We start from the raw sequence: 26424 nt of genomic DNA on the forward strand, positions 1-26424 counted from the left end.
ATTGAGCGTTTGTATTACCAGACGGCTCTTCCAGAATCCCGACTATCGCGTTGGCGGGTGTGCCTGGCGGATTGGCGTAGCATCGATGGAAACGTCGCTGCCGAGTCAGAAGTTAGCGTCCGACGTGTACTGTTCAGCTTCCATATCGTGGAGATCAGTTGATGATTTACGAAGGTAAAGCCATCACGGTTAAGGCTCTTGAAAGTGGCATCGTCGAATTGAATTTCGACCTCAAGGGTGAGTCCGTCAACAAGTTCAACCGTCTTACCCTGAACGAATTGCGTTCGGCCGTGGACGCCATCAAGGCAGATGCGTCGGTCAAGGGTGTGATCGTCAGCAGTGGCAAGGACGTCTTCATCGTCGGCGCCGACATCACCGAATTTGTCGACAACTTCAAGCTGCCGGATGCAGAGCTTGTCGCAGGCAACCTCGAAGCCAACAAGATTTTCAGCGATTTCGAAGACCTCAACGTTCCGACCGTTGCCGCGATCAATGGCATCGCGCTGGGCGGCGGTCTGGAAATGTGCCTGGCAGCTGACTATCGCGTCATGTCCTCCAGCGCCAAGATCGGCCTGCCGGAAGTCAAACTGGGCATCTACCCGGGCTTCGGCGGTACCGTTCGCCTGCCACGCATCATCGGTGCCGACAACGCCATCGAATGGATTGCCGCCGGCAAGGAAAACCGTGCTGAAGACGCACTGAAAGTCGGTGCGGTCGACGCTGTCGTCGCTCCGGAAAAACTGCATGAAGCGGCCCTGGCCACCGTCAAGCGCGCCATCTCCGGCGAGTTCGACTACAAGGCCAAGCGTCAGCCGAAGCTGGAAAAGCTCAAGCTCAACGCCATCGAACAGATGATGTCCTTCGAAACCGCCAAGGGTTTTGTCGCCGGCCAGGCTGGCCCGAACTACCCGGCGCCGGTCGAAGCCATCAAGACCATCCAGAAAGCCGCCAACTTCGGTCGTGACAAGGCGCTGGAAGTCGAGGCAACAGGCTTCGTCAAACTGGCCAAGACCTCTGCCGCGCAGAGCCTGATCGGCCTGTTCCTGAATGACCAGGAACTGAAGAAAAAGGCCAAGGCCTACGACGAAATCGCTCAGGACGTGAAGCAGGCCGCCGTACTCGGCGCCGGCATCATGGGTGGCGGTATCGCCTACCAGTCGGCGTCCAAAGGCACGCCGATCCTGATGAAAGACATCAACGAACACGGTATCGAGCAAGGCCTGGCGGAAGCCGCCAAGCTGCTGGTCGGCCGTGTCGATAAAGGTCGCATGACCGCGGCGAAGATGGCCGAAGTGCTGAACGGCATTCGCCCAACGCTGTCCTACGGTGACTTCGGCCACGTCGACCTGGTGGTCGAGGCGGTCGTCGAGAACCCTAAGGTCAAGCAAGCGGTTCTGGCCGAAGTCGAAGACCAGGTCAAGGAGGACACCATCCTCGCTTCGAACACCTCGACCATTTCCATCAGCCTGCTGGCCAAGGCCCTCAAGCGTCCGGAAAACTTCGTCGGCATGCACTTCTTCAACCCGGTGCACATGATGCCGCTGGTCGAAGTCATCCGTGGCGAGAAGTCCAGCGAGCTGGCCGTGGCCACCACCGTTGCCTACGCCAAGAAAATGGGCAAGAACCCGATCGTGGTCAACGACTGCCCGGGCTTCCTGGTCAACCGCGTGCTGTTTCCGTACTTCGGCGGTTTCGCCAAGCTGGTCAGCGCCGGCGTGGACTTCGTGCGCATCGACAAGGTCATGGAAAAATTCGGCTGGCCGATGGGCCCGGCGTACCTGATGGACGTGGTCGGTATCGACACCGGTCACCACGGTCGTGACGTGATGGCCGAAGGTTTCCCGGATCGCATGAAAGACGACCGTCGTTCGGCTATCGATGTGCTCTACGAAGCCAAGCGCCTGGGTCAGAAGAACGGCAAGGGTTTCTACGCCTACGAGGCCGACAAGAAAGGCAAGCAGAAGAAAGTGGCCGACCCGTCGGTGCTGGAAGTGCTCAAGCCTATCGTGTACGAGCAGCGCGAAGTCACTGACGAGGATATCGTCAACTGGATGATGATCCCGCTGTGCCTGGAAACCGTTCGTTGCCTGGAAGACGGCATCGTCGAAACCGCGGCCGAAGCCGACATGGGCCTGGTGTACGGTATTGGTTTCCCTCCATTCCGTGGCGGTGCGCTGCGCTACATCGACTCGATCGGTGTTGCCCAGTTCGTTGCCCTGGCCGACCAGTACGCCGATCTGGGCGCGCTGTACCACCCGACCGCGAAGCTGCGCGAGATGGCCAAGAACGGCCAGAGCTTCTTCGGTTAAGCGCCCCCTACTAGAGCGAGAGTGAATATATGAGCTTGAATCCTAGAGACGTCGTGATTGTCGACTTCGGTCGTACTCCGATGGGCCGCTCCAAGGGCGGCATGCACCGCAATACCCGCGCCGAAGACATGTCGGCGCACCTGATCAGCAAATTGCTGGAACGCAACGCCAAGGTCGATCCGGCGGAAGTCGAAGACGTGATCTGGGGCTGTGTGAACCAGACCCTGGAGCAGGGCTGGAACATCGCGCGCATGGCGTCGCTGATGACCCAGATCCCGCACACCTCGGCCGGCCAGACCGTCAGCCGTCTGTGTGGCTCGTCGATGAGCGCGCTGCACACCGCCGCCCAGGCGATCATGACCGGCAACGGTGACGTCTTCGTGGTTGGCGGCGTCGAGCATATGGGCCACGTGAGCATGATGCACGGCGTCGACCCGAACCCGCACATGTCCCTGTACGCGGCGAAAGCCTCGGGCATGATGGGCCTGACTGCCGAGATGCTCGGCAAGATGCACGGCATTACCCGTGAGCAACAGGATGCCTTCGGCCTGCGCTCCCACCAACTCGCCCACAAGGCGACGGTGGAAGGCAAGTTCAAGGACGAAATCATCCCGATGCAGGGTTACGACGAGAACGGTTTCCTGAAACTGTTCGACTACGACGAGACCATTCGTCCCGAGACCACCCTGGAAAGCCTGGCGGCCCTCAAGCCGGCCTTCAATCCGAAGGGCGGCACCGTGACGGCCGGTACTTCGTCGCAGATCACCGACGGTGCTTCGTGCATGATCGTGATGTCGGCGCAGCGTGCCCAGGACCTGGGCATCCAGCCGCTGGCGGTGATCCGCTCGATGGCGGTGGCGGGTGTGGATCCGGCGATCATGGGCTATGGTCCAGTACCGGCCACGCAGAAAGCACTGAAGCGCGCGGGCCTGGGAATCACCGATATCGACTTCTTCGAGCTCAACGAAGCTTTCGCGGCGCAGGCTCTGCCGGTGCTGAAAGATTTGAAAGTGCTCGACAAGATGAACGAGAAGGTTAACCTGCACGGCGGCGCGATCGCCCTGGGTCACCCATTTGGCTGTTCCGGTGCGCGTATCTCCGGCACCTTGCTCAATGTCATGAAGCAGAATGGCGGCACCTTTGGCGTGTCCACCATGTGCATTGGCCTTGGCCAGGGCATTGCCACCGTCTTCGAACGCGTTTAAGCGTTGCGTTGATGGAAGCCGGGGCCCAGTGCCCCGGTTTTTGTTTTTCTGAAGATTTATATTTTTTATTTTGCACGAGGGCCAGAACATGCAATTACAACCCGGGCTCTATCAGCATTACAAGGGACCGCAGTACCGCGTTTTCAGCGTGGCGCGGCATTCCGAGACGGAAGAGGAAGTAGTGTTCTATCAAGCCCTGTATGGCGATTACGGCTTTTGGGTGCGCCCCTTGAGCATGTTCCTGGAGTCGGTCGAGGTTGACGGCGAGCAGGTGCCACGCTTTGCTTTGGTGCAGGCCGAACCCAGTCTTTTTTCGCAGCCTTAAGCTGAGGTCGCGCAGAACCCTGCGCTTGACCTCACCTTGTTGCCACTATATATAGCGGTGCCGCGTCAGGCGCCAACCGCCTCTCACTTCTCGAATTCAGGAATTTTCCGATCCATGGGCAAATCGCTGGTCATTGTGGAATCCCCGGCTAAGGCCAAGACCATCAACAAGTACTTGGGTAACCAATACGTGGTGAAGTCGAGTATCGGCCATATCCGAGACCTGCCCACCAGTGGTTCGGCGAGCGCCGCCAAAGAGCCTGCCGCCAAGCGTGGCAAGGCGGCTGCTGGTGAAGCACCGGCGCTGTCGGCCAAGGAGAAGGCGCGCAAGCAGCTGGTCTCGCGCATGGGAGTCGATCCGGACCACGGCTGGAAAGCCAAGTACGAGATCCTTCCAGGCAAGGAAAAAGTCATCGAAGAGCTGCGCCGGCTCGCCAAGGATGCTGACACCATCTATCTCGCAACGGACTTGGACCGCGAAGGGGAGGCCATTGCCTGGCACCTGCGGGAAGCCATTGGTGGGGATGACAGCCGCTACAAGCGCGTGGTGTTCAACGAAATCACCAAGAAGGCGATCCAGGAAGCCTTCTCCCAGCCGGGCGAGCTGGATATCGATCGGGTCAACGCTCAGCAGGCGCGTCGTTTCCTCGACCGCGTGGTGGGTTACATGGTCTCACCGCTGCTGTGGGCGAAAATCGCCCGCGGCCTGTCTGCCGGTCGCGTGCAATCGGTGGCGGTGAAGCTGGTGGTGGAGCGTGAGCGCGAAATTCGTGCCTTCATCCCTGAAGAGTACTGGGAAGTTCATGCCGACCTCGGCACCGCCAAGGGCGCCAATGTGCGCTTCGAAGTGGCGCGGGAAAACGGCGAGGCCTTCAAGCCGCTGAACGAAGCCCAGGCCATGGCGGCGCTGGAGAAGCTCAAGGCGTCGACCTACACCATCGCCAAGCGCGAAGACAAACCGACCAGCAGCAAACCGTCGGCCCCCTTCATTACTTCCACCCTGCAACAGGCCGCAAGCAACCGCCTGGGCTTCGGGGTGAAGAAAACCATGATGATGGCCCAGCGTCTGTATGAAGCCGGCTACATCACCTATATGCGTACCGACTCGACCAACCTCTCGGCTGATGCCCTGACGATGGCGCGGACCTATATCGAAGAAGAGTTCGGCAACAAATACCTGCCGTCCTCGCCGAACTTCTACAGCAGCAAGGAAGGGGCCCAGGAGGCGCACGAAGCGATTCGTCCGTCCGACGTGAACACCCATCCAAGCAAGCTGTCGGGCATGGAGCGTGACGCCGAGCGCCTCTACGAGCTGATCTGGCGCCAGTTCGTGGCCTGCCAGATGCTCCCGGCGCAATACCTGTCGACCACCGTCAGCGTCGCCGCTGGCGGCTTCGAGCTGCGTGCCAAGGGCCGCATCCTCAAGTTCGACGGTTACACCCGGGTCATGCCGCAGATGAGCAAGCCGGGCGACGACGATGTCCTGCCGGACATGGCGCAGGGCGATGTGCTGAAACTGATCAAGCTCGATCCGAGCCAGCACTTCACCAAGCCGCCGGCGCGTTACTCCGAAGCCAGCCTGGTCAAGGAAATGGAAAAACGTGGCATCGGTCGTCCTTCGACCTACGCGGCGATCATTTCCACCATCCAGGATCGCGGCTACGTGGCGTTGCACAACCGTCGTTTCTATTCGGAAAAGATGGGCGACATTGTCACCGAGCGTCTGTCCGAGAGCTTCTCCAACCTGATGGACTACGGCTTCACCGCCGGTATGGAAGAGCACCTCGATGACGTGGCCCAGGGCGAGCGCGACTGGAAAAACGTCCTCGACGAGTTCTACGGTGACTTCAAGAAGAAGCTCGAAGTGGCCGAAGGCAGCGACAGCGGCATGCGCGCCAACCAGCCGGTGATGACCGATATCCCGTGCCTCACCTGTGGCCGTCCGATGCAGATTCGCACCGCGTCCACTGGTGTATTCCTCGGTTGTTCGGGTTACAGCCTGCCGCCGAAAGAACGCTGCAAGGCTACCGTCAATCTGGTGCCGGGCGACGAGATCGCCGCGGACGACGAGGGTGAATCCGAGTCACTGGTACTGCGCGGCAAGCACCGTTGCCCGATCTGCAGCACGGCGATGGACGCTTATCTGCTGGACGAGAAACGCAAGCTGCACATCTGCGGTAACAACCCGGATTGCGCGGGCTACGAGATCGAAGAGGGTAGCTATCGCATCAAGGGCTACGAAGGTCCGAGCCTGGAATGCGACAAGTGCGGCAGCGAGATGCAGCTCAAGACCGGCCGTTTCGGCAAGTTCTTCGGGTGCACCAACCCGACCTGCAAGAACACCCGCAAGCTGCTCAAGAGCGGTGACGCGGCGCCACCGAAGATGGATCCGGTGAAGATGCCCGAGCTGAAATGCGAGAAGGTCAACGACACCTACATCCTGCGCGATGGGGCATCGGGTCTGTTCCTGGCGGCCAGCCAGTTCCCGAAAAACCGTGAAACCCGCGCACCGCTGGTGCTCGAGCTGATCCCGCACAAGGACGAGATCGATCCGAAGTATCACTTCCTCTGCGAAGCGCCGAAGAAGGACCCGGACGGTCGCCCGGCGGTGATCCGTTACAGCCGCAAAACCAAGGAGCAGTACGTGCAGACCGAAGTCGATGGCAAGCCGACTGGTTGGCGCGCGTTCTACGACGGTGGTAGCTGGAAGGTCGAAGACAAGCGTTAAGGTCCGCATCGGACGCTTCTGAAAAGGCCGCGTAAACCTCTCAAGGGTACGCGGCCTTTCTTTTGGGCTTGCGGTGGGCTGGAGTGTTCCATGACACTGTAAGGCCAGCTTGCTGTATCTATTCGTTGTGGAGATTGCCGTCATGGCCCACGAACTCTATACCCGTACCAACCAGAAAATTTATTTCGCCGGCCTGTCGCTGGAAGCCTTGGCGCGAGCCGAAGCGGGCGGGGCAATGAATGCTCAGGCGCTGGTGCAGGCGGGACGAGAGTCAGTGTTGTTTCACCTGTACGGTGCGCTGCTTGGCTTGTGCCATGAAATCGCCGGCTTCTATCGCCTCCCACAGGCCAATGCGCCCCGCGCGGAGCTGCTGCTGACCCGTGAGGTGCTGGAAAGCATCGCCATCCCCGAGCTGGCCGAGCTGGTGGAGCTGGCCCATAACCCAGAGACCTGGCTGGCGAAGCTGCTGGCCGCCCATTCGGCGATGTTCCAGCCACCGCGGGTGCCGCATAAACCCAAGGGCGATGTCACCCAGCCGTTGATTGTCGCAGTGAACCTCGATGAAGAAGAGCAGGCACCGCAGCTGAGCCGGGAAGAGCTGGAGCAATGGCGTCAGAACCTCAAGGCTTTGGCGATTCGCTTCCGTGACGGCCTGAATGAGTGTTGAGCCGCCGCTAGCGGATATCTTCGAGTACGACCAATCATTCAAGGATGAGTAATGGCTTCAGCTACAGAGACGAATGCGCTGCCTGCGCTGTTCGATCGTGTCGATCGTCTGGCGGACGCGGCCGCTTCGTCCCGGGATCTGCTCAAGGCGGTGGAGCAGATTCGCGATTTTCCCGAACCTATTGTCCTTAGTCGTTCAGATCCCAATTCAAAAAAACTGGCCTGGTGCCTGTGCATTGCCGGAATACTGGTCTGGCCGTTGCTGATTCCCGGGATCTACCTGATGCGCCGGCGCGGCGCCAACCACTTCATTCATCCGGATGTGGTGAAGGCGCTATCGCAGAAGATCATTCGCAAAGCGGCTCTGCTCAGCGCTGGCGTAGATGATGCGTCGGCTTCGGGGGTTTTCACTCTGGCTGTGATGATGAATGAGTTTGCGCACTATCGTCGGGGTAACTATTCCCGTGAGCTCAAGAACACGCTGCTGGGCGTTTATAACGGTGCGGTGCACGATCTGCCTTACGCTTTCCACCATCTGCATTACGTCGATATGGAAACCTACGAAGTATCGGTTTCCGATGGCAAGGGCGGTTCTCGAAGGGAAACCAGAACCCGCTATGTTGGATATGACCGCTATAGCCTGGTGTTCGACTTTCCCTGGGCGGCCGAGGTTGCCGTTCGTGGTGACAAGCATCGAGCCATGGATCGCGAGCATCTCTACAAGACCACGACCCGGGAATTCAATTCTGCCTTCACCCTGACTGGCGCGACGGAGATGGCCTGCGCGACTTTCGCCACGCCGGTCACCGTGCTCAAGCTGCTGCAGATCGCCAAGGAGCTGAAAGACGTCAGTTTCGAGTTTTCCTCCCAGAGCCGCCTATGCGTGAGCTTCAACAATGATGATGTGGTCGGCATCGCTACCTCGGCGGTAAGCCTTGCGGAGCCGGTCGCCTTTCATGCCGGCTTGATGCAGGGGGCGACGATGCCGCGCCTGAGACCGGTGCTGGAGCTGTTGCACCAGTTTGCCGAGTTGCATGACGACAATTTCAATCTACCGAAGAAAAGAACGCAGGACATGGAGCAGTAAATGATCATCCTTCTTACAGCGATACTGGTGGCCTGGCTCCTCTGGTATTACTACAACAAGATTGTCGGCGCAGGGAACCGCGCTCAGCGCGCATGGGCCGATGTGCTCGTGTATGAGCGGCAGAAGATCAAGGTGCTGGATGCCCTGGAGGAACAGGCTTCCAGCTTCAAGATCTATGAAAGCAACGTGCTGGAGAAAGTGGTGGGCCTGCGTTCGGCCCTCGGAAGGTTGCCTGAGGCGGCCAGTGGGGAGGCGCTGAAGTCGACGCAGATGGCCACTAGGGAACTGGTGGGGGGGCTGAACATGGCCTTTGAGGCCTATCCGGAACTCAAGGCGGCGGGAATCGTCAGTGGGTTGATGAAGGAAATCGTCGAACAGCAGGCGAACATTGCAGCCGCCGTTACGGTCTTCAACCGGACCGTCGAGGAGTTCAATAACTGCATCCAGATGTTCCCCAGTTCGATGGTCAACGCGGTCATCAACAAGAAGCAGGCTATTACGCCGTTTTCCGATAAGGAAGCCGCCGCGAGTTTTGATTACAAGCCGAATTTCTGATGGCAAATGCCTGTTTGTAACGCCAGGCCAATAAAGAAAACCGTTTGGGCCCGCGCGAGGTCGGGGTGATGACTGATATAATCCCGGCCTTTCGTGGAGAACAGACCTTTATGCCAACGTCCTTTCTAGAAATTGTCGAATTGCCAGACGGTCGTATCGAGCTGCGCAGGGCCGAGGACGAGGGTTCTCTGGTCACTCTGGACTTTTCAGAGGATGCCAAAGCTTTCTTGCAAGGCCAGCATGTCGAGGTGGCCAAGGCCATGTTGAGCGTGGGTGTGCAGATGGCGGGTCGCCTGGTTGAAGGCGAATTGGAGAAAGAAGAGGGGCCACGGATTCTTCACTGAGTCCGTTTGTCGGTTTTTTTGCTGTCGTTCGTCGCCTCCTTCCGGCTTCTCAATCCTGGAGAAGCCTTGTGTCATTCAAGCGTGTCCATCGACGCTTCTAGCGGTCAGCCCAGACGAATATTCAGGCTTTGTGCGTCGCCCGTGCGGGCTGCGCTGATGAGCTGTTGACGGGCGCTGCTGTTCAACGGGTTGAGCCAGCTGACAACGGTGTGGCTGCGTCCCAGGCGCAGCGCCTCGCAAGCCAGTTGTTGCGCGCTTTGGGCGCCGCGCGGGTGCAGCAGCAGAATTCGTTCGCGGTTCAGGCCGGCATCGCGCAACCAGGCCTGGGTCAGGCTGGCCGGTGGGGCAATCAATGTCAGCCAGCGCGCATCCTGGTCCTGGCTCAGTTCCCTGAGGATGGGCGCCAGCAGGCTCAGGCAATTCCCAGCGGCACCGCGTAACGACAGTTCACTGAAGGCTTCCGGTTCGTTGCTCCAGGGCGATTCGACGACCTCTTTGAGGATAGGCGCCAGGGGTTGGGCCATGAACGCTTCGAACAGTGGCAGTTGTGCATGCTGTGGTGTGTGAGGGAACTGCATACAGCCTCCTTTAGCGGCGAATGACGCCGACACTCAAGCCTTCGATCACCAGGTCCTGATCTTTCAGGTTGACTTCGATAGGGGCGAACTCAGGGTTTTCAGCAATCAGCCAGACTTTGCTGCCTTCGCGCTTGAAGCGTTTCACGGTGACTTCGTCGCCAATGCGGGCGACGACGATCTGGCCGTTGCGGGCCTCGCGAGTGGTATGCACGGCCAGCAGGTCGCCATCGAAGATGCCGATGTCCTTCATGCTCATGCCGTGAACCCGCAGCAGGTAGTCGGCACGTGGATGGAAGAAGGCCGGATTGATGTTGCAGGACTCTTCGATGTGCTGCTCGGCGAGAATTGGAGCACCGGCGGCAACCCGGCCGATGATGGGCAGGCTGGAGTCGTCGGGCTTGGCTTCGAACCCCGGGATGCGAATGCCGCGGGAGGCGCCTGGAGTCATTTCGATTGCGCCCTTGCGGGCCAGCGCCTTGAGGTGTTCTTCAGCGGCGTTGGGCGACTTGAAACCCAGTTCCTGGGCGATTTCCGCGCGGGTCGGTGGGTAGCCGTTGTCTTCGAGGCAACGTTTGATAAAAGCCAGAATCTCAGCTTGGCGTGGCGTCAGTTTTAGCATATCGATCGCTCTGTCTTTTTATACAGTGACTGGAATTATATACAGTGAATGCCGCTTGGCAATCCTCCTTTTTCCAATCGCCGCTGGACGGTCGGGTCGCCGCTGCGCATGCCTGGTGTCGTGTGGCTGGCTACAGGAAGCGGCAGGTATGATTAAATAGCTGACTGACCGGCCGCAAAACGGACAGGCAGGCTTGACAAGGCTGGGGCTGAAACGTATGTTTCAAACAAGTGTTTGTCAGGCGGAGTAGCCATGGCCCAGTCGGAAACCGTTGAACGCATTCTCGATGCTGCCGAGCAGTTGTTCGCGGAAAAAGGTTTTGCCGAAACCTCATTGCGGCTGATCACCAGCAAGGCCGGCGTCAACCTGGCGGCGGTGAATTATCATTTCGGTTCCAAGAAGGCCCTGATCCAGGCGGTGTTCTCGCGCTTCCTCGGGCCGTTCTGCGTCAGCCTCGACCGTGAGCTGGAGCGGCGTTCGGCGAAGCCGGACAGCAAGCCAAGCCTCGAAGAGCTGCTGGAAATCCTCGTCGAGCAGGCTTTGGTGGTCCAGCCTCGCAGCGGCAACGACCTGTCCATTTTCATGCGCCTTCTGGGCCTGGCCTTCAGCCAGAGCCAGGGGCACTTGCGGCGTTACCTGGAAGACATGTACGGCAAGGTGTTCCGCCGCTACATGCTGCTGGTCAACGAAGCCGCGCCGCGCATCCCGCCGATCGAACTGTTCTGGCGTGTGCACTTCATGCTGGGAGCGGCGGCTTTCAGCATGTCGGGGATCAAGGCCTTGCGTGCGATTGCCGAGACCGACTTCGGGGTCAATACCTCGATCGAGCAGGTAATGCGCCTGATGGTGCCATTCCTTGCGGCCGGCATGCGCGCCGAAACCGGCGTCACCGACGATGCCATGGCCACGGCGCAGCTCAAGCCGCGCAGCAAATCGACTCCGGCGGTCGCCAAGGCCTGACCGTCCGGGTGGGCGCGGCAGCTTACATCCGCTAAGCTAGCCGCCCATGTCGACTCTCGTTTCCTACCTCTCTTCACACCTTTCGCCGATCGTCGCTTGCCGGGCCTTGCCGCCGGCAATGGACTCGTGCGTCCGCGCCACGCCAGCACCCTTTGCGGTGCCGTGCGCGCACTTTGTTACTAAGGAATTGCTATGACCACAGGCCTGCAAGGCTCCTTGATGGTGGATGTCGCCGGTACCTGGCTGACGGCTGAAGATCGCCAACTCCTGCGCCAGCCCGAAGTGGGTGGGCTGATCATCTTTGCCCGCAATATCGAGCATCCGCGACAGGTGCGTGAGTTGAGCGCGTCCATCCGGGCGATTCGCCCGGACCTGCTGCTGGCGGTGGACCAGGAGGGCGGTCGCGTGCAACGCCTGCGCCAGGGCTTCGTGCGGCTGCCGGCCATGCGCGCCATCGCCGACAATCCGAATGCCGAGTACCTGGCCGAGCAGTGCGGCTGGATCATGGCCACCGAAGTGCTGGCCGTCGGCCTGGACCTGAGCTTCGCGCCGGTGCTGGACCTCGATCATCAGCGCAGCGCCGTGGTGGGCACCCGTTCCTTCGAGGGCGACCCCGAGCGCGCCGCCTTGCTGGCAGGCGCCTTTATCCGTGGCATGAACAGCGCCGGCATGGCGGCCACGGGCAAGCATTTTCCCGGGCACGGCTGGGCCGAGGCGGACTCCCATGTGGCGATCCCCAATGACGAGCGCAGCCTCGACGAGATTCGCGCCAAGGACCTGGTGCCTTTCGCGCGCCTGAGCAAGCAGCTGGCGGCGGTGATGCCGGCTCACGTCATCTACCCTCAGGTCGATGCCCAGCCAGCCGGGTTCTCCCGCCGTTGGTTGCAGGAGATCCTGCGCGGTGAATTGCAGTTCGACGGTGTCATCTTCAGTGATGATCTGTCGATGGCCGGTGCTCATGTGGTGGGCGATGCCGCGAGCCGGATCGAAGCGGCGCTGTCGGCCGGTTGCGACATGGGCCTGGTGTGCAACGACCGGGCGGCGGCCGAGCTGGCCCTGAGCGCGGCCCAGCGTCTGAAAGTGACGCCGTCGGCGCGTATTGCGCGGATGCGTGGCCAGGCGTTTGCCTGCACCGACTATCGTCAGGATCCGCGTTGGCTGGCGGCGCTCGGCGTACTCAAAGATGCCCAACTGATCGATTAAGGGCTTTTGCGATGACGGTTTACGCGATTATCGGCGGTACCGGCCTGACCCGGCTTAAAGGCTTGAGCATTCACCAATCCTTGCCCCTGGATACGCCCTATGGCGCTCCGTCGGCGGATATCCAGAAGGGTGAATACGTCGGTCGCGAGGTGCTGTTTTTGGCGCGTCACGGTCATCCCCATCGCTTCCCTCCGCATCAGGTGAACTATCGGGCCAATCTCTGGGCGCTGAAGCAGGCTGGCGCCGAGGCGATTCTGGCGGTCAACGCGGTGGGTGGCATTCATCCGGCGATGGGCTCCGGGCATTTCTGCGTGCCGCATCAGCTGATCGACTACACCAGCGGTCGTGAGCACACCTATTTTGCCGACGACCTGGAGCAGATTACCCATATCGACTTCAGCTATCCCTACAGCGAGTCGCTGCGCCAGCAATTGATTGCCGCGCTGGCCGCCGAAGGCTGCGAATTCAGCAATCAGGGCGTGTACGCCTGCACCCAGGGGCCGCGCCTGGAAACCGTGGCGGAGATCGCCCGCTTGGAGCGTGACGGCTGCGACATCGTCGGCATGACCGGCATGCCGGAAGCGGCGCTGGCCCGTGAGCTGGAGCTGGATTACGCCTGCCTGGCGCTGGTGGTGAACCCGGCGGCAGGCAAGTCCGCGACGGTGATTACCATGGCCGAGATCGAACAGGCATTGGAGGACGGCATGGGCAAGGTGCAGGCGACGCTGGCGCGGGTCCTCGCGGCAAATCCGTAGCCGCTGCCGCAGGCTGCAATCGAGCGCGCAGCGCTCCCGCGGTATTTACGTCTGCTGCTCAGCCGATCGCAGGCTGCGCCAGCGGCTCCAGATCAGCGTCCGCCTTTCTTGTCGGGCAGCGGGGCGAAGAGGGCTTCAATGTCTTCGCTCTGCAGCTTCCAGTCCCCGGCCTTGCGCCCATCCAGTACGCCCGCAGCCAGGTCGGACTTCTCCTGCTGCAGGTGCTGGATTTTCTCTTCCACGGTGCCGCGGGCAATCAGCTTGTAGACGAACACCGGCTTCTCCTGGCCGATCCGATAGGCGCGGTCGGTGGCCTGGTTTTCCGTGGCCGGGTTCCACCAGGGGTCGTAGTGGATCACGGTGTCGGCTTCGGTCAGGTTGAGGCCGACGCCGCCGGCTTTCAGGCTGATCAGGAAGATCTGCAGCTTTCCGCCCTGGAAGTCCCTGACCGGCGTGCGGCGATCGCGAGTCTGTCCGGTCAGCAGGGCGTAGGCGACATTGCGGCGCTTCAGTTCGGCTTCGATCAGGCTCAGCATCGAGGTGAATTGCGAGAACAGCAGGATGCGCCGACCCTCGTCGAACAGTTCCTCGAGCATCTCCATCAGGCTGTCGAGCTTGCCGGAGGAGCTGCCTCGCGCCGGCACCGCGTCTTCGTTGACCAGTCGCAGGTCGCAGCACACCTGGCGCAGTTTCAGCAACGCTTCAAGAATGATGATCTGGCTGCGGGCCACGCCCTTGCGGGTGATCTCGTCGCGGACTTTCTTGTCCATGGCCAGGCGCATGGTTTCGTACACATCGCGCTGGGCTTCATTGAGCTCCACCCAATGGATGATCTCGGTCTTGGGTGGCAGCTCGGTGGCTACCTGTTCCTTGGTGCGGCGCAACAGGAAGGGCTTGATCCGCCCATTGAGGTGCTGCAGGCGCACTTCGCTGGCGTGCCTTTCGATCGGCACGCGGTAGTCGCGATTGAAGCTCTTCACGTCCCCCAGCCAGCCGGGCAACAGGAAATGGAACAGCGACCACAGCTCGCCCAGGTGATTCTCCAGCGGCGTGCCGCTCAGGCACAGGCGCTGCCGGGCATTGAGCGCACGCGCGGCCTGGGCCGCCTTGCTCGACGGGTTCTTGATGTATTGCGCCTCATCCAGCACCAGGACATGCAGGGGCAGGGCGGCGAGTTGCTCGACATCCTTGGGCAGCAGCGCGTAGGTGGTCAGGATCAGGTCGTAGTCGCTCAGCCGGGGGAAGTGCTTATGGCGGCCGGCGCCATACAGGGCCAGGACCTTGAGTTGCGGCGTGAAGTGCGCCGCCTCGTCGAGCCAGTTGGGGATCAGGCTGGTGGGCATCACCACCATGCACGGCCGATCCAGGCGCCCGGCGTTCTTTTCGCTGAGCACATGGGCCAGGGTCTGCAGGGTTTTGCCCAGGCCCATGTCGTCGGCCAGGATGCCACCGACTTCCAGCTGGCGCAGGGACTGCATCCAGCTCAGGCCTTCGAGCTGATAGGGGCGCAGCGTGGCGTTCAGGCCCGCCGGCGCGGGGGCCGAGTAGTCCTTGATGTCGCGCAGCCGCTGGGCGAAGGAACGGATGTGTTCGCCGCCTTCCCAGAGCAGGGGCAGGTCTTCCAGCGGATTGAGGCGGGTCGCGTCGGCACTGCTCAGGCGCAGTGTGGTTTCGCCGGGTTCCTGCAGATAGAACTCGCCCAGGGTGGCCAGCACCGGCTTCAGCCGGCCATAGGGCAGGGCCACTTGCAGGGGGCCGTTGGGCGAGTTGGGGCGCCCGGGAATGTTCACCAGGATCAGTTCGTCGTCGCGGCGTCTGGCCAGGCGTTCCGGGTTGAGGATCTCGGTGTGGGAGCGCATCAGGTTGAGCAGGATCGGCAACAGGCTCAGGCGCTCGCCGTTGACGATGATGCCCAGTTCCAGGTCGAACCAGTCGCGCCCCGGCGCTTCGTCCACCGTGGCGTACCAGTCGTCCACGGCGGTCAGGTCGAAGCCGAAGTCGTCGTCGATCTGCAGCTCCCAGCCCTGGGTGCGCAGCTTGGGCAGTTCGTTGAGGGTGAAGGTCAGCCAGGCGCTGTCGTTGACCATTTCATACAGCTCGCCGGCGCTTTCCGGCAGGGCCTTGCTTTGCCGGGTGGCGATCTTGAAACCCAGCGCTCGCAGCTGTTCGCGATAGCGTTGTTCGACTTCCGGCTGGCGCTTGATGCGCAGGGTCTGGTGTTCCTGGCGAATCACCACGTCGGCGTTCTTCTGCCCGCTGACGTATTCCTCCAGGTAGCTGAACGACAGTGCGGCACGGTGCTGGATGTAGCGCTGCATCTTGCCGTTGCGCGGTTCGAAGGCGCTGAACTCGATACTGGCCAGCCACAGCCGGGGCACCGGTTGCACGTTGTCGACGATCTGTTGCGGCAGCGGGGCGGGGCTGCGGTTTTCCAGGACGGCCTGGAGTTTTTCCAGCAGCTCGGCGTCTTTCGCCGCCGCCGGGTAGGCCAGGGTCTCCTCGATTTTCAGCAGCACCGCGGCAATGTGTTTGCAATTACTGCGCACCGGGCAGGTGCAGGAAGCTTCGACCATCAGCAAGGTGTTCTTGGCCGACTCGCGCAGGCTGATGGTCTGTCGATAGACGTTGCCCCCCGAACCCTCGCAACTGGCGGTGATGACGCTGTCGCCGGCCTGGACGATCCTGACGCGGTTCTCCAGGGCGTAGCGGCGGCCACGCTCCAGGGCTTGTTCCTTGAATCGGCTGACCCAGGAAGGTGCCAGGGGTTTGGTCAGGGTCGGGGGCATAGGGACTTCTGTCAGTCCACGATTTCAGGCGGCGCCTCGCGCGGCGTGGGGGCCGACAGCGAGGTGATCTTGATCAGCAGGGCCAGGTGGCCGTTGTCGAGGTAGTTGAGCTGGCCGTTCTTGGTGTGGCTTTCCTGTTTCAGGCGTTCGCTGGCGGTCACCAGGCCGTTGCTGTCGATCCGGTTGACCCAGAACTGCGCATCCACATCGGTGAAGCGCCCGAGCTTGAGGGTCAGGGTGCCCTCGATCGGGAACTGGCCGAACTGTTCCTGGCCCTCGCTGACCGCGACTTTCACCGGGTTTTCGTCCAGCGCCTGTTGCCAGGCCTTGTGCATCAGCACGCTGTAGTCACCGCTGGCGGTGAGTTTCTCGACCACGCCACCCAGCGCCGGGGTGCGCTGGCTGTCGGCGCCCAGGCGTTGGGCGCCGGCGGCCCAGTCTTCGGGGGCGGCGCGGCTGACGATGGCGGGAACCGCGTTCTGCCGGACCAGAATCATTTCGACCTGATACATGTCGGCAAACGCCGAGGGAGCGACCAGGGTCAGAAGCAAGGTCAGTGAGCGAAGCAGGCGCATGGGGCGTCCTTCAAGCAGTTTTCGGGGTGAGGCGCTCGAACAGCGCCTCCAATGTGTTGAAGCGTTCTTCCGGGCGTTCCATCGGCACCATGAATTTGAACAGCGTGGCGCCTTCAAATTTGTAGCGATTGGGTTGGCCCTGGATGAGTTTGATCAGCGCCAGCGGGTCCACCGGGGTATCGGCGGCGAACTCGAGACGACCGCCCTGCGGGCCGCCGTCGACCTTCTTGATGCCCAGTTGCTCGGCCTGCAGTTTCAGCAGGGTCAGGCGTACCAGGTTCTTGGTCGGTTCCGGCAGCAGGCCGAAGCGGTCGATCATCTCCACTTGCAGGTCCTTCAGGCCGTCCTCGTCGGTGGCCGAGGCGATGCGCTTGTACAGGATCAGTCGCGCATGCACATCCGGCAGGTAGTCTTCGGGAATCAGTGCCGGCAGGCGCAGGTTGATTTCCGGACCGCCACCCAGGGGCTGGTCGAGGTTCGGCTGCTCGCCCTTGCGGATGGCTTTCACCGCGCGCTCGAGCATCTCCATATAAAGGGTGAAGCCCACCGCCTGGATCTGCCCGCTTTGACCATCCCCCAGCAGTTCGCCGGCGCCGCGGATTTCCAGGTCGTTGGTGGCGAGCACGAAGCCGGCGCCGAGGTCCTGGGTGTTGGCGATCGCCTCCAGGCGCTTTTCCGCGTCCGGGGTGATCTGCTGGCGCGGTGGCGTCAGCAGGTAGGCGTAGGCCTGGTGGTGACTGCGACCGACCCGGCCGCGCAACTGGTGCAGCTGGGCCAGGCCGAACTTGTCGGCGCGCTCGATGATGATGGTGTTGGCGCTCGGCACGTCGATGCCGGTCTCGATGATGGTCGAGGCGATCAGCACGTTGAAGCGCTTGTGGTAGAAGTCGCTCATCACCTGTTCGAGTTCGCGTTCGCGCATCTGCCCGTGGCCGATGCCGATGCGCGCTTCCGGCACCAGTTCGGCGAGGTCGGCGGCGCATTTCTCGATGGTCTTCACATCGTTGTGCAGGTAGTAGACCTGGCCGCCACGCAGCAGCTCGCGCAGCAGGGCCTCTTTGACCGTGCTCTTGTTCTGCTCCATGACGAAGGTGCGCACCGACAGGCGTCGGGCCGGTGGCGTGGCGATGATCGACAGGTCGCGCATGCCCGACACCGCCATGTTCAGCGTGCGCGGAATCGGCGTCGCGGTCAGGGTCAGGATGTCGACCTCGCTGCGCAGGGCCTTGAGCTGTTCTTTCTGGCGCACGCCGAAGCGGTGCTCTTCGTCGATGATCACCAGCCCGAGATTCTTGATCTTCACATCGTCCTGCAGCAGCTTGTGGGTGCCGATGACGATGTCGATCTTGCCTTCGGCCAGGTCGGCCACCGCAGCATTCACTTCCTTGGCGGACTTGAAGCGGCTCATCACTTCCACGGTCACCGGCCAGTCGGCGAAGCGGTCGCGGAAGCTGTTGTAGTGCTGCTGGGCGAGCAGGGTGGTGGGCACCAGGATCGCCACTTGCTTGCCGCCGTGCACGGCGATGAAAGCGGCGCGCATCGCCACTTCGGTCTTGCCGAAGCCGACGTCGCCGCAGACCAGGCGGTCCATTGGCTTGGCCGCGAGCATGTCCTCGCGCACCGCTTCGATGGTGGTTTGCTGGTCGGGGGTTTCTTCGAACGGGAAGCCGGCGCTGAAGGTGGCGTAGTCGGCTTTCGGGTCGGCGAAGGCATAACCTTCGCGGGCCGCGCGGCGGGCGTAGATGTCCAGCAGTTCGGCGGCGACATCGCGCACCTGTTCGGCGGCCTTGCGCTTGGCTTTCTGCCAGGTTTCCGAACCCAGGCGGTGCAACGGCGCCAGGGCGTCGTCGCTACCGGTGTAGCGGGCGATCAGGTGCAGGTTGGCCACCGGCACATAGAGCTTGGCGCCCTCGGCGTATTCGAGGGTGAGGAATTCGGCGGCCTGGTTGTCGATTTCCAGGGTGGCCAGGCCCAGGTAGCGGCCCACGCCATGATCGATATGCACCACCGGCGCGCCTTCGCGCAGCTCGGTGAGGTTCTTGATCACTGCATCGTTGTTGGCGTCGGCGCGTTTCTCCCGGCGCCGGCGCTGCATCACGCGCTGGCCGAACAGCGGGCTTTCGGCCACCAGCGCCAGGGCCGGATCGTCCAGCAGCAAGCCTTCGTCCAGCGGTGCGATGGTGATCGCCAGGCGATCCTTGCCCGCGACGAAGTCCGGCCAGCTGTCGACGGTCTTCGGCCGCAGCTTCAGGCGTTCCAGCAACTCCAGCAGCACCTCGCGGCGCCCGGCGGATTCGGCGGTGAACAGCACGCGTCCGGAGAACTCATCGAGGAAATTCGCCAGGGCCGCCAGCGGCTGATTGGCCTTGGCTTCAATGGCGAGGTTGGGCAGGGGCTGTGCCGGGAAGCGCTCGCGGCCGCCACCGGCCTCGATGTCCTGCTGGCTGGCGACCACCCGCGGCCAGCTTTTCAGGCGGGCGAAGCAGTCTTCCACCGGCAGGAACAACTCGGCGGGTGGCAATAAAGGACGGGACGGATCGACGCGGCGTTCTTCGTAACGGTTGCGCACGTCGTTCCAGAAGTTTTCGGCCGCCTGCTCGATGCCCGGCAGGGAAAACACCTGGGTGTCCTGGGGCAGGTAGTCGAACAGGGTCGAAGTGTCTTCGAAGAACAGCGGCAGGTAATACTCGATACCGGCCGGAGTGATCCCGCTGCTCAGGTCCTGGAAGATCGGGCAGCGGCGGAAATCGACGTCGAAGCGTTCGCGGAAACGGGCCTTGAAGCGGGTGACGGCTTCTTTTTGCAGCGGGAATTCTTTCGCCGGCAGCAGGCGCACCGAATCGACCTTGTCGATGGAGCGCTGGTTTTCCGGATCGAAGGTGCGCAGGGTCTCGATTTCATCGTCGAACAGGTCGATGCGATAAGGCAGTTTGCTGCCCATCGGGAACAGGTCGATCAGGGCGCCGCGCACCGCGAACTCGCCGTGCTCGTAGACCGTGTCGACACAGCGATAGCCGCTGGCTTCCAGGCGAGTGCGCATCTGTTCGACATCCAGCTTCTGACCGATGTCCAGCACCAGGCTGCTGCCCAGCAGGAACTTGGTCGGCGCCAGGCGATGCAGGGCCGTGGTGATCGGCACCACCAGCACGCCATGCTCCAGCTCCGGCAGCCGGTACAGGCTGGCGATCCGCTGGGAGATGATGTCCTGGTGCGGCGAGAACAGGTCGTAGGGCAGGGTTTCCCAGTCCGGGAAATGCAGCACGGGCAAATCCGGGGCGAAGAAACTCAGCTCCTGCTCCAGCCGTTCGGCACTTTGGCTGTCGGCGGTCAGCAGCAGGGTGAAGCGCTTGGCGGCGCTGGCAGCCTCGGCAATGGCGAGGCTGAGGGCGGCACCGGGCAGATTGCCCCAGTGCTGTTTGCCGGCGGCGGCAGGGAGTTGCGGTAGACGCAGAACGGGCACGGAAGGTTGAGCTCCAGCGTTGCGACAAAGTCGGTAATTGTAGCGGTCCGGCGTACCGGCTGTCAGTTGCTGATGTGTCTATTACGCGGTTGCGGAAAATGTAGTGGTTATGACAAAAAAACGCGTTTCTTGGCGGGAAATGTAGTGCCGAATCGGGGCGGTGTTACGGAGGGTTACAGACAACGCTGGGATACCGCGCAAAATGAGGCCTTTCTGGAACCCGCGTATTTACTGGGCTGGAGCGGGGTGTGTTTTTTCCGGATGGGTTTTTGTTACGTTCCGCGCGACAGGCGCGCATTGCTACGCAGGGGACTCGGCTGCATAATGTAGCCCCTTTTTTCAGCCCCTACATGTGGAAGGTTCCCGTGACTCAGAAGCCCGACCAGTGTCTTGGTGAATGGATCGACCGTGAAGCGCTCGCAGAAGCGATGATTCCGCTTATCGGTCAGCTCTACCGCAATAACAATGTGGTGAGTTCGATCTATGGCCGCAGCCTGATCAACCAGTCTGTCATCGCGATTCTCAAAGCTCACCGCTTTGCTCGCCATCGCTCTTCCGACGATAGCGAACTCTCCGTCCACGAAACATTCCCACTGCTCAAGGCCATGAGCGAGCTCAAGCTCGGCGCGGCTTCGGTGGACCTGGGCAAGTTGGCGTTCAAATTCCGTAACGAAGGCAATGGCCGCACCGCCGAGCAATTCGTTCGCGAAGAACTGGCTGACGTGGTTGGCCAGCAAAACGCTTCGCCCCGCAAAGGCACCGACGTGGTCCTGTACGGCTTCGGTCGTATCGGCCGTCTGCTGGCGCGCATCCTGATCGAGAAAACCGGTGGTGGCGACGGCCTGCGCCTGCGCGCCATCGTGGTGCGCAAAGGCGCCGAAAACGACCTGACCAAGCGCGCCAGCCTGCTGCGTCGCGATTCGGTGCACGGTTCGTTCAACGGCACCATCACCATCGACGAAGCCAACAACACCATCACCGCCAACGGCAACCTGATCCAGGTTATCTACGCGAAGAACCCGACCGAGGTGGACTACACCCAGTACGGCATCAAAGACGCGCTGCTGGTGGACAACACCGGTGTATGGCGTGACGCCGACGGTCTGGGTCAGCACCTGGCCTGCCCGGGTATCGACCGTGTCGTTCTGACCGCGCCTGGCAAAGGCAAGCTGAAGAACATCGTTCACGGTATCAACCACGCCGAAATCACCGCTGACGACAAGATCGTTTCCGCCGCTTCCTGCACCACCAACGCCATCGTGCCGGTGCTCAAGGCCGTGAACGACAAGTTCGGCATCGTCAACGGTCACGTCGAAACCGTTCACTCGTACACCAACGACCAGAACCTGATCGACAACTTCCACAAGGGCGATCGTCGTGGCCGTAGCGCCGCGCTGAACATGGTAATCACCGAGACCGGTGCTGCCACCGCTGCCGCCAAGGCCCTGCCTGAACTGGCCGGCAAGCTGACCGGTAACGCGATCCGCGTTCCGACGCCAAACGTGTCGATGGCCATTCTCAACCTGAACCTTGAGAAAGCCGCTACCCGTGAAGAGATGAACGAGTACCTGCGCTACATGGCGCTGCACTCCGACCTGCACAAGCAGATCGACTTCGTCAATTCCCAGGAAGTGGTTTCCACCGACTTCGTGGGCTCGCGCCACGCCGGTGTGGTGGACGCTGAAGCGACCATCACCCAGGATAACCGCGTTGTTCTGTACGTCTGGTACGACAACGAATTCGGTTACAGCTGCCAGGTGGTTCGCGTGATGGAAGACATGGCCGGTGTGAACCCGCCTGCGTTCCCGCGCTAAGCCTTAGCCACAAACAAAAACGCCCCGACTTGTCGGGGCGTTTTTGTTTGTGGCGTTTGATGGCTGGAGGGATGAGTTGATTGGGCGGGCCTTTTCGCGGGCAAGCCTCGCTCCTACGGGGCGTATGCGATTTCAGAACTGACGCATAACCTGCAGGAGCGAGGCTTGCCCGCGAAGACGGTCGATCAGGCGCCACCCACTACTGATGCCTGCGCGGTGCGCAGTTCATGCTTGTTGCCGCGGAACAGCACCAGGGTCGCGATCAGGCCCAGCACCGCTGCGCCGCTGAGCCAGATCCCCGGCGCCGCCTTGTTGTCCAGCGCATGGATCAGGTAGGTGCAGGCCGCCGGCGTGAAGCCGCCAAAGGTGGCGGTGGCCAGGCTGTAGGCCAGGGAGAAGCCGGTGGTGCGCACTTCAACCGGCATGATTTCGGTGAGAGCCACCACCATGGCGCCGTTGTACGAGCCATAGAGGAAGGACAGCCACAGCTCGACGATCAGCAGGTGGCTGAAACTCGGGTTGGCCACCAGCCAGGACAGGGCCGGGTAAGCTGTGAGGATCGCCAGGACGGTCGCCGCCAGCAGCAGCGGCTTGCGCCCGACCTTGTCCGATACGGCGCCCATCACCGGCAGCCAGAAGAAGTTCGACAGGCCGATGCACACGGTGACCAGCAGAGCGTCCAGGTCTGACAGCTGCAATTCGGCCTTGCCGAAGGTCGGGGTGTAGGCGGTGATCAGGTAGAAGGACACAGTGGTCATCACTACCAGTGCCATGCCGGCCAGGACGATGCCGAAGTTCTGGCCGATGGAGCGGATGATTTCCCGCAGGGTTGGGCGGTGCTTGCGTGCCTGGAACTCCGGGGTTTCTTCCAGCGAACGACGGATCATGAAGATCGCCGGCACTATCATGCAGCCCACCAGGAACGGCATGCGCCAGCCCCAGTCGCCCATTTGTTCCGGGCTCAGCCAGTGGTTCAGGCCAACGCCCAGCAGGCCAGCGAAGACCACGGCGGCCTGTTGGCTCGCCGATTGCCAGCTGACGAAGAAGCCCTTGCGGCCCGGGGTGGAGATTTCCGCCAGGTAAACCGAGACGCCACCCAGTTCCACCCCGGCAGAGAAGCCCTGCAGCAAGCGGCCGAGCAGCACCAGCAACGGCGCGGCGACGCCGAGGGTGGCATAACCCGGGACGCAGGCGATCAGCACGGTGCCCGCGGCCATGAGTAGCAGGGTGATGATCAGGCCCCGGCGCCGGCCATGACGGTCGATATAAGCGCCAAGAAAGATCGCACCCAGAGGGCGCATCAGGAAGCCAGCGCCGAAGGTCGCCAGCGACAGCATCAATGACGCGAAAGCACTGTCGGCAGGGAAGAAGGTCTTGGCAATGGCCGTGGCGTAAAAGCCGTAGACCATGAAGTCGAACATCTCCAGAAAGTTGCCGCTGACAACGCGAAAGATCGCCTTGCCTTTGCCCGTGGTCGTGGACATTTTATTCACTCACTTTGGCTATTTTGTTAGCGATCCCTGGTCGTTATCCATCCTGGCTGCACGGTCTGGGGCGGCTAAGCCGCAGGCCAGACAGTTTGTAACAATATGTGTATGAGTCTGCCGAGGCAACAAAAACTCTTAGCTTGCTTGCTAAGTAGATGGACGGCTCGGGATTTATTGCCAGCCGGTTCGCGGAATGACCCCGCAGGAGCGAGCTCGCGATGAGCCGGGTTCGGCCTGCATCAAATCCGCGCTGGCTGCCGCATAATGGCCCGCCCTGGTCGGACGAAACCGAGAGGGAAATCGATTGTCGGGAGGCGAAGTCTTGCTGGGTGGATCTTGGGTGCGAGGGTGGCTTCCTGTCGTTCTGGCAATGGCCCTGGCCGGATGCGGCCGGGGCGATTCGCTGGAAAGCTTTGGCGGCCCGACCATGGGCAGCACCTACTCGATCAAGTACGTGAGGCGGGCAGGGCTGGCCGCGCCGAGTGAGGTGCAGGCCCAGGTCGAGCGGATACTTGCGCAGATCGACCGGCAGATGTCGACCTATCGCAGCGACTCGGACATCGAGCGCTTCAACGATCTGCCGGCCAATAGCTGCCAGGCGATGCCGGCGGCGGTCCTGCGATTGATCGAGGTTGGCCAGCAGCTGTCGCGGGACAGCCAGGGCTCCTTCGATCTGACGGTCGAGCCGTTGCTCAACCTCTGGGGCTTCGGTCCGCAGGGGCGCGGGGAGGCGGTGCCGAGCGATACGGCGCTGGCGCAGGTGCGGCAGCGAGTCGGCTATACCCATTTGCGTATCGAGGGCGACCAGCTGTGCAAGGACGCCGCGGTCGAGGTGGATTTCAACAGCATCGCCGCCGGTCATGCGGTGGACCGGATTGCCGCCAGGCTCGCGGAAATGGGCATCGACAGTTACCTGGTCGAAGCCACTGGCGAACTCAAGGCAGTCGGCAGGAAACCCGACGGTTCGGCGTGGCGCATTGCCCTGGAGGAGCCGCGGGACGATCGACAGCTGGCCGAGCGGGTCATCGCCGTCGATGGTTATGGGGTTTCGACTTCCGGCGACTACCGCAATTATTTCCAGCGCGACGGACAGCGTTATTCCCACACCTTCGACGCCCGCACCGGCAGGCCTGTCGAGCATGGGCTGGCTTCGGTCACGGTGATTCATCCCGCGGCCGTGATGGCCGATGGTCTGTCGACCCTGCTGCTGATCCTCGGTCCCGAGCGCGGTTGGGATTACGCGGAAAAACACGATATCGCCGTATTTTTTGTGATTCGCGCCGATACAGGCTTCGTCACACGCAGCAACCGCGCGTTTGATCGCCTGTTTGCCGGACAAAAGCAGTAATCTTGCGCGGTGCCGCGGCGCGATGTCGCAGGCAAAAGTAGCCGGCGACGCGACCAAGGGTTAATGTGCGCGGCGTTGACGCTTCTATAGACTGTGCCCGGGTTCGTAACCGAGCCAAATTGATCCTTCATGCCGCTGGCCGCGGCATGATTTAGCCGCAGGTGCCACATCGGGTGCCGCGGCCTGTTCTGAGGAGTACGCATGGCTGTCTACAACTACGACGTAGTGGTGCTGGGTTCAGGCCCCGCTGGAGAAGGTGCGGCGATGAACGCCGCAAAAGCTGGGCGCAAGGTAGCGATGGTCGATAGCCGTCGCCAGGTCGGTGGTAACTGCACCCACCTGGGCACCATCCCGTCCAAGGCCTTGCGTCACTCGGTCCGGCAGATCATGCAGTTCAACACCAACCCGATGTTCCGGGCCATTGGCGAGCCACGCTGGTTCTCGTTCCCCGACGTATTGAAAAGCGCCGAGAAGGTCATCTCCAAGCAGGTCGCCTCGCGCACCGGCTACTACGCGCGTAACCGGGTCGACGTGTTCTTCGGCACCGGCAGCTTCGCCGACGAGCAGACCATCGAAGTGGTCTGCGCCAACGGCGTGGTCGAGAAGCTGGTGGCCAAGCACATCATCATCGCCACCGGCTCTCGTCCGTATCGCCCGGCCGATATCGATTTCCACCACCCGCGTATCTACGATAGCGACACCATCCTCAGCCTCGGCCACACTCCGCGCAAACTCATCGTTTACGGCGCTGGCGTGATCGGTTGTGAATACGCCTCGATCTTCAGTGGCCTGGGGGTACTGGTCGAACTGGTGGACAACCGCGGCCAGTTGCTGAGCTTCCTGGACTCCGAGATCTCCCAGGCGCTGAGTTACCACTTCAGCAACAACAACATCACCGTGCGCCACAACGAGGAATACGACCGCGTCGAAGGCCTCGACAATGGCGTGATCCTGCACCTCAAGTCGGGCAAGAAGATCAAGGCCGACGCCTTGCTCTGGTGCAATGGCCGGACCGGCAATACCGACCGGCTGGGCATGGAAAACATCGGGGTCAAGGTCAACAGCCGTGGCCAGATCGAGGTGGACGAGAACTACCGCACCTGCGTGCCGAACATCTACGGCGCCGGCGACGTGATCGGCTGGCCGAGCCTGGCCAGTGCCGCCCATGACCAGGGGCGTTCGGCCGCCGGCAGCATCGTCGACAACGGCAGCTGGCGCTTCGTCAACGACGTGCCGACCGGGATCTACACCATTCCGGAGATCAGTTCGATCGGCAAGAACGAGCAGGAACTGACCCAGGCCAAGGTGCCGTACGAAGTGGGCAAGGCTTTCTTCAAGAGCATGGCCCGCGCGCAGATCGCCGGTGAGCCGCAAGGCATGCTGAAGATCCTGTTCCACCGCGAAACCCTGGAAGTCCTGGGCGTGCACTGCTTCGGTTACCAGGCTTCGGAGATCGTGCACATCGGCCAGGCGATCATGAACCAGCCGGGCGAACTCAATACCCTGAAGTACTTCGTCAACACCACGTTCAACTACCCGACCATGGCCGAAGCCTATCGGGTAGCCGCTTACGACGGCCTCAACCGGCTTTTTTGAGCGACTCCGGCCGGTGGCCTGAGCC

At 61.7% G+C, this 26424-nt stretch carries 20 protein-coding genes; 14 read left to right on the forward strand and 6 right to left on the reverse strand.

Annotation, left to right across the window (positions count from 1 at the left end):
• The first annotated feature begins 161 nt into the window (after positions 1 to 161).
• From fadB to J4E58_RS01450, 8 genes are all read left to right on the forward strand, one after another.
• Complete coding sequence (fadB, locus tag J4E58_RS01415) at positions 162 to 2309, forward strand: fatty acid oxidation complex subunit alpha FadB (protein ID WP_087088597.1); 2148 nt, start codon at positions 162 to 164, stop codon at positions 2307 to 2309.
• 29 nt (positions 2310 to 2338) lie between these two features.
• Positions 2339 to 3514 (forward strand): acetyl-CoA C-acyltransferase FadA, encoded by a 1176-nt coding sequence (gene fadA / locus J4E58_RS01420; protein WP_053260302.1) that lies wholly within the window; start codon positions 2339 to 2341, stop codon positions 3512 to 3514.
• 88 nt (positions 3515 to 3602) lie between these two features.
• Positions 3603 to 3839 carry a DUF1653 domain-containing protein gene (locus tag J4E58_RS01425; protein WP_007921312.1) on the forward strand — a complete coding sequence of 79 codons (237 nt, stop codon included), beginning with the start codon at positions 3603 to 3605 and terminating at the stop codon, positions 3837 to 3839.
• A gap of 114 nt (positions 3840 to 3953) precedes the next feature.
• Positions 3954 to 6566 carry a type I DNA topoisomerase gene (topA, locus tag J4E58_RS01430; protein ID WP_007921310.1) on the forward strand — a complete coding sequence of 871 codons (2613 nt, stop codon included), beginning with the start codon at positions 3954 to 3956 and terminating at the stop codon, positions 6564 to 6566.
• 142 nt (positions 6567 to 6708) lie between these two features.
• Entirely contained in the window at positions 6709 to 7233 is a 525-nt protein-coding gene (locus J4E58_RS01435) for a DUF6586 family protein (RefSeq protein WP_007921306.1), read from the forward strand.
• A 51-nt stretch (positions 7234 to 7284) separates the two neighbouring features.
• Positions 7285 to 8319: a hypothetical protein gene (locus J4E58_RS01440; protein ID WP_087088595.1), complete on the forward strand. Its 1035-nt coding sequence runs from the start codon at positions 7285 to 7287 to the stop codon at positions 8317 to 8319.
• Positions 8320 to 8874, forward strand: a complete 555-nt coding sequence (locus J4E58_RS01445; protein ID WP_007921304.1) for a LemA family protein — start codon at positions 8320 to 8322, stop codon at positions 8872 to 8874.
• Positions 8875 to 8984: 110 nt separating this feature from the next.
• Positions 8985 to 9218, forward strand: a complete 234-nt coding sequence (locus tag J4E58_RS01450) for a hypothetical protein (protein ID WP_009042980.1) — start codon at positions 8985 to 8987, stop codon at positions 9216 to 9218.
• 104 nt (positions 9219 to 9322) lie between these two features.
• Here J4E58_RS01450 and sulA read toward each other — a convergent pair whose 3' ends face one another.
• Positions 9323 to 9796, reverse strand: coding sequence for an SOS-induced cell division inhibitor SulA (gene sulA / locus J4E58_RS01455; RefSeq protein WP_007921302.1), 474 nt, complete (start codon positions 9794 to 9796; stop codon positions 9323 to 9325).
• 10 nt (positions 9797 to 9806) lie between these two features.
• Entirely contained in the window at positions 9807 to 10415 is a 609-nt protein-coding gene (gene lexA / locus J4E58_RS01460; protein WP_087088593.1) for a transcriptional repressor LexA, read from the reverse strand.
• Between the two features lie 252 nt (positions 10416 to 10667).
• Between lexA and J4E58_RS01465 the strand changes: the two genes are divergently transcribed.
• The 3 genes from J4E58_RS01465 to J4E58_RS01475 all read left to right on the forward strand — a co-directional run bounded on the left by J4E58_RS01465 (position 10668) and on the right by J4E58_RS01475 (position 13333).
• Entirely contained in the window at positions 10668 to 11375 is a 708-nt protein-coding gene (locus J4E58_RS01465) for a TetR/AcrR family transcriptional regulator (RefSeq protein WP_007921300.1), read from the forward strand.
• 204 nt (positions 11376 to 11579) lie between these two features.
• Positions 11580 to 12578, forward strand: a complete 999-nt coding sequence (gene nagZ, locus J4E58_RS01470) for a beta-N-acetylhexosaminidase (protein WP_172962985.1) — start codon at positions 11580 to 11582, stop codon at positions 12576 to 12578.
• 11 nt (positions 12579 to 12589) lie between these two features.
• A complete protein-coding gene (locus J4E58_RS01475; protein ID WP_087088589.1) occupies positions 12590 to 13333 on the forward strand; it encodes an S-methyl-5'-thioinosine phosphorylase in 744 nt (247 codons plus the stop codon).
• Between the two features lie 92 nt (positions 13334 to 13425).
• Here the strand turns inward: J4E58_RS01475 and J4E58_RS01480 are convergent, their stop codons facing one another.
• Genes J4E58_RS01480 through mfd form a run of 3 tightly spaced genes read right to left on the reverse strand, consistent with a single transcriptional unit; the run spans position 13426 to position 20154 of the window.
• The gene (locus tag J4E58_RS01480) at positions 13426 to 16119 is read right to left on the reverse strand and encodes a DEAD/DEAH box helicase (protein WP_087088587.1); all 2694 of its coding nucleotides are present in this window, start codon (positions 16117 to 16119) and stop codon (positions 13426 to 13428) included.
• 11 nt (positions 16120 to 16130) lie between these two features.
• On the reverse strand, positions 16131 to 16694 hold the full coding sequence (locus J4E58_RS01485; protein ID WP_087088585.1) for a CsiV family protein: 564 nt from the start codon (positions 16692 to 16694) through the stop codon (positions 16131 to 16133).
• 10 nt (positions 16695 to 16704) lie between these two features.
• On the reverse strand, positions 16705 to 20154 hold the full coding sequence (mfd, locus tag J4E58_RS01490; protein ID WP_007921294.1) for a transcription-repair coupling factor: 3450 nt from the start codon (positions 20152 to 20154) through the stop codon (positions 16705 to 16707).
• Between the two features lie 350 nt (positions 20155 to 20504).
• Here mfd and J4E58_RS01495 point away from each other — a divergent pair, with 350 nt between their 5' ends.
• On the forward strand, positions 20505 to 21968 hold the full coding sequence (locus J4E58_RS01495) for a glyceraldehyde-3-phosphate dehydrogenase (RefSeq protein WP_007921292.1): 1464 nt from the start codon (positions 20505 to 20507) through the stop codon (positions 21966 to 21968).
• A gap of 185 nt (positions 21969 to 22153) precedes the next feature.
• Here the strand turns inward: J4E58_RS01495 and J4E58_RS01500 are convergent, their stop codons facing one another.
• Positions 22154 to 23452 (reverse strand): MFS transporter, encoded by a 1299-nt coding sequence (locus J4E58_RS01500; protein ID WP_087088583.1) that lies wholly within the window; start codon positions 23450 to 23452, stop codon positions 22154 to 22156.
• A gap of 373 nt (positions 23453 to 23825) precedes the next feature.
• Here J4E58_RS01500 and J4E58_RS01505 point away from each other — a divergent pair, with 373 nt between their 5' ends.
• Together J4E58_RS01505 and sthA are read left to right on the forward strand one after the other, a co-directional pair.
• Positions 23826 to 24803 (forward strand): FAD:protein FMN transferase, encoded by a 978-nt coding sequence (locus tag J4E58_RS01505; protein WP_087088581.1) that lies wholly within the window; start codon positions 23826 to 23828, stop codon positions 24801 to 24803.
• A 201-nt stretch (positions 24804 to 25004) separates the two neighbouring features.
• The gene (sthA, locus tag J4E58_RS01510; RefSeq protein WP_007926939.1) at positions 25005 to 26399 is read left to right on the forward strand and encodes a Si-specific NAD(P)(+) transhydrogenase; all 1395 of its coding nucleotides are present in this window, start codon (positions 25005 to 25007) and stop codon (positions 26397 to 26399) included.
• The last annotated feature ends 25 nt before the right edge of the window (positions 26400 to 26424 follow it).

The organism is Pseudomonas sp. FW305-25 (assembly GCF_017351415.1).
Lineage (GTDB): Bacteria > Pseudomonadota > Gammaproteobacteria > Pseudomonadales > Pseudomonadaceae > Aquipseudomonas > Aquipseudomonas chlororaphis.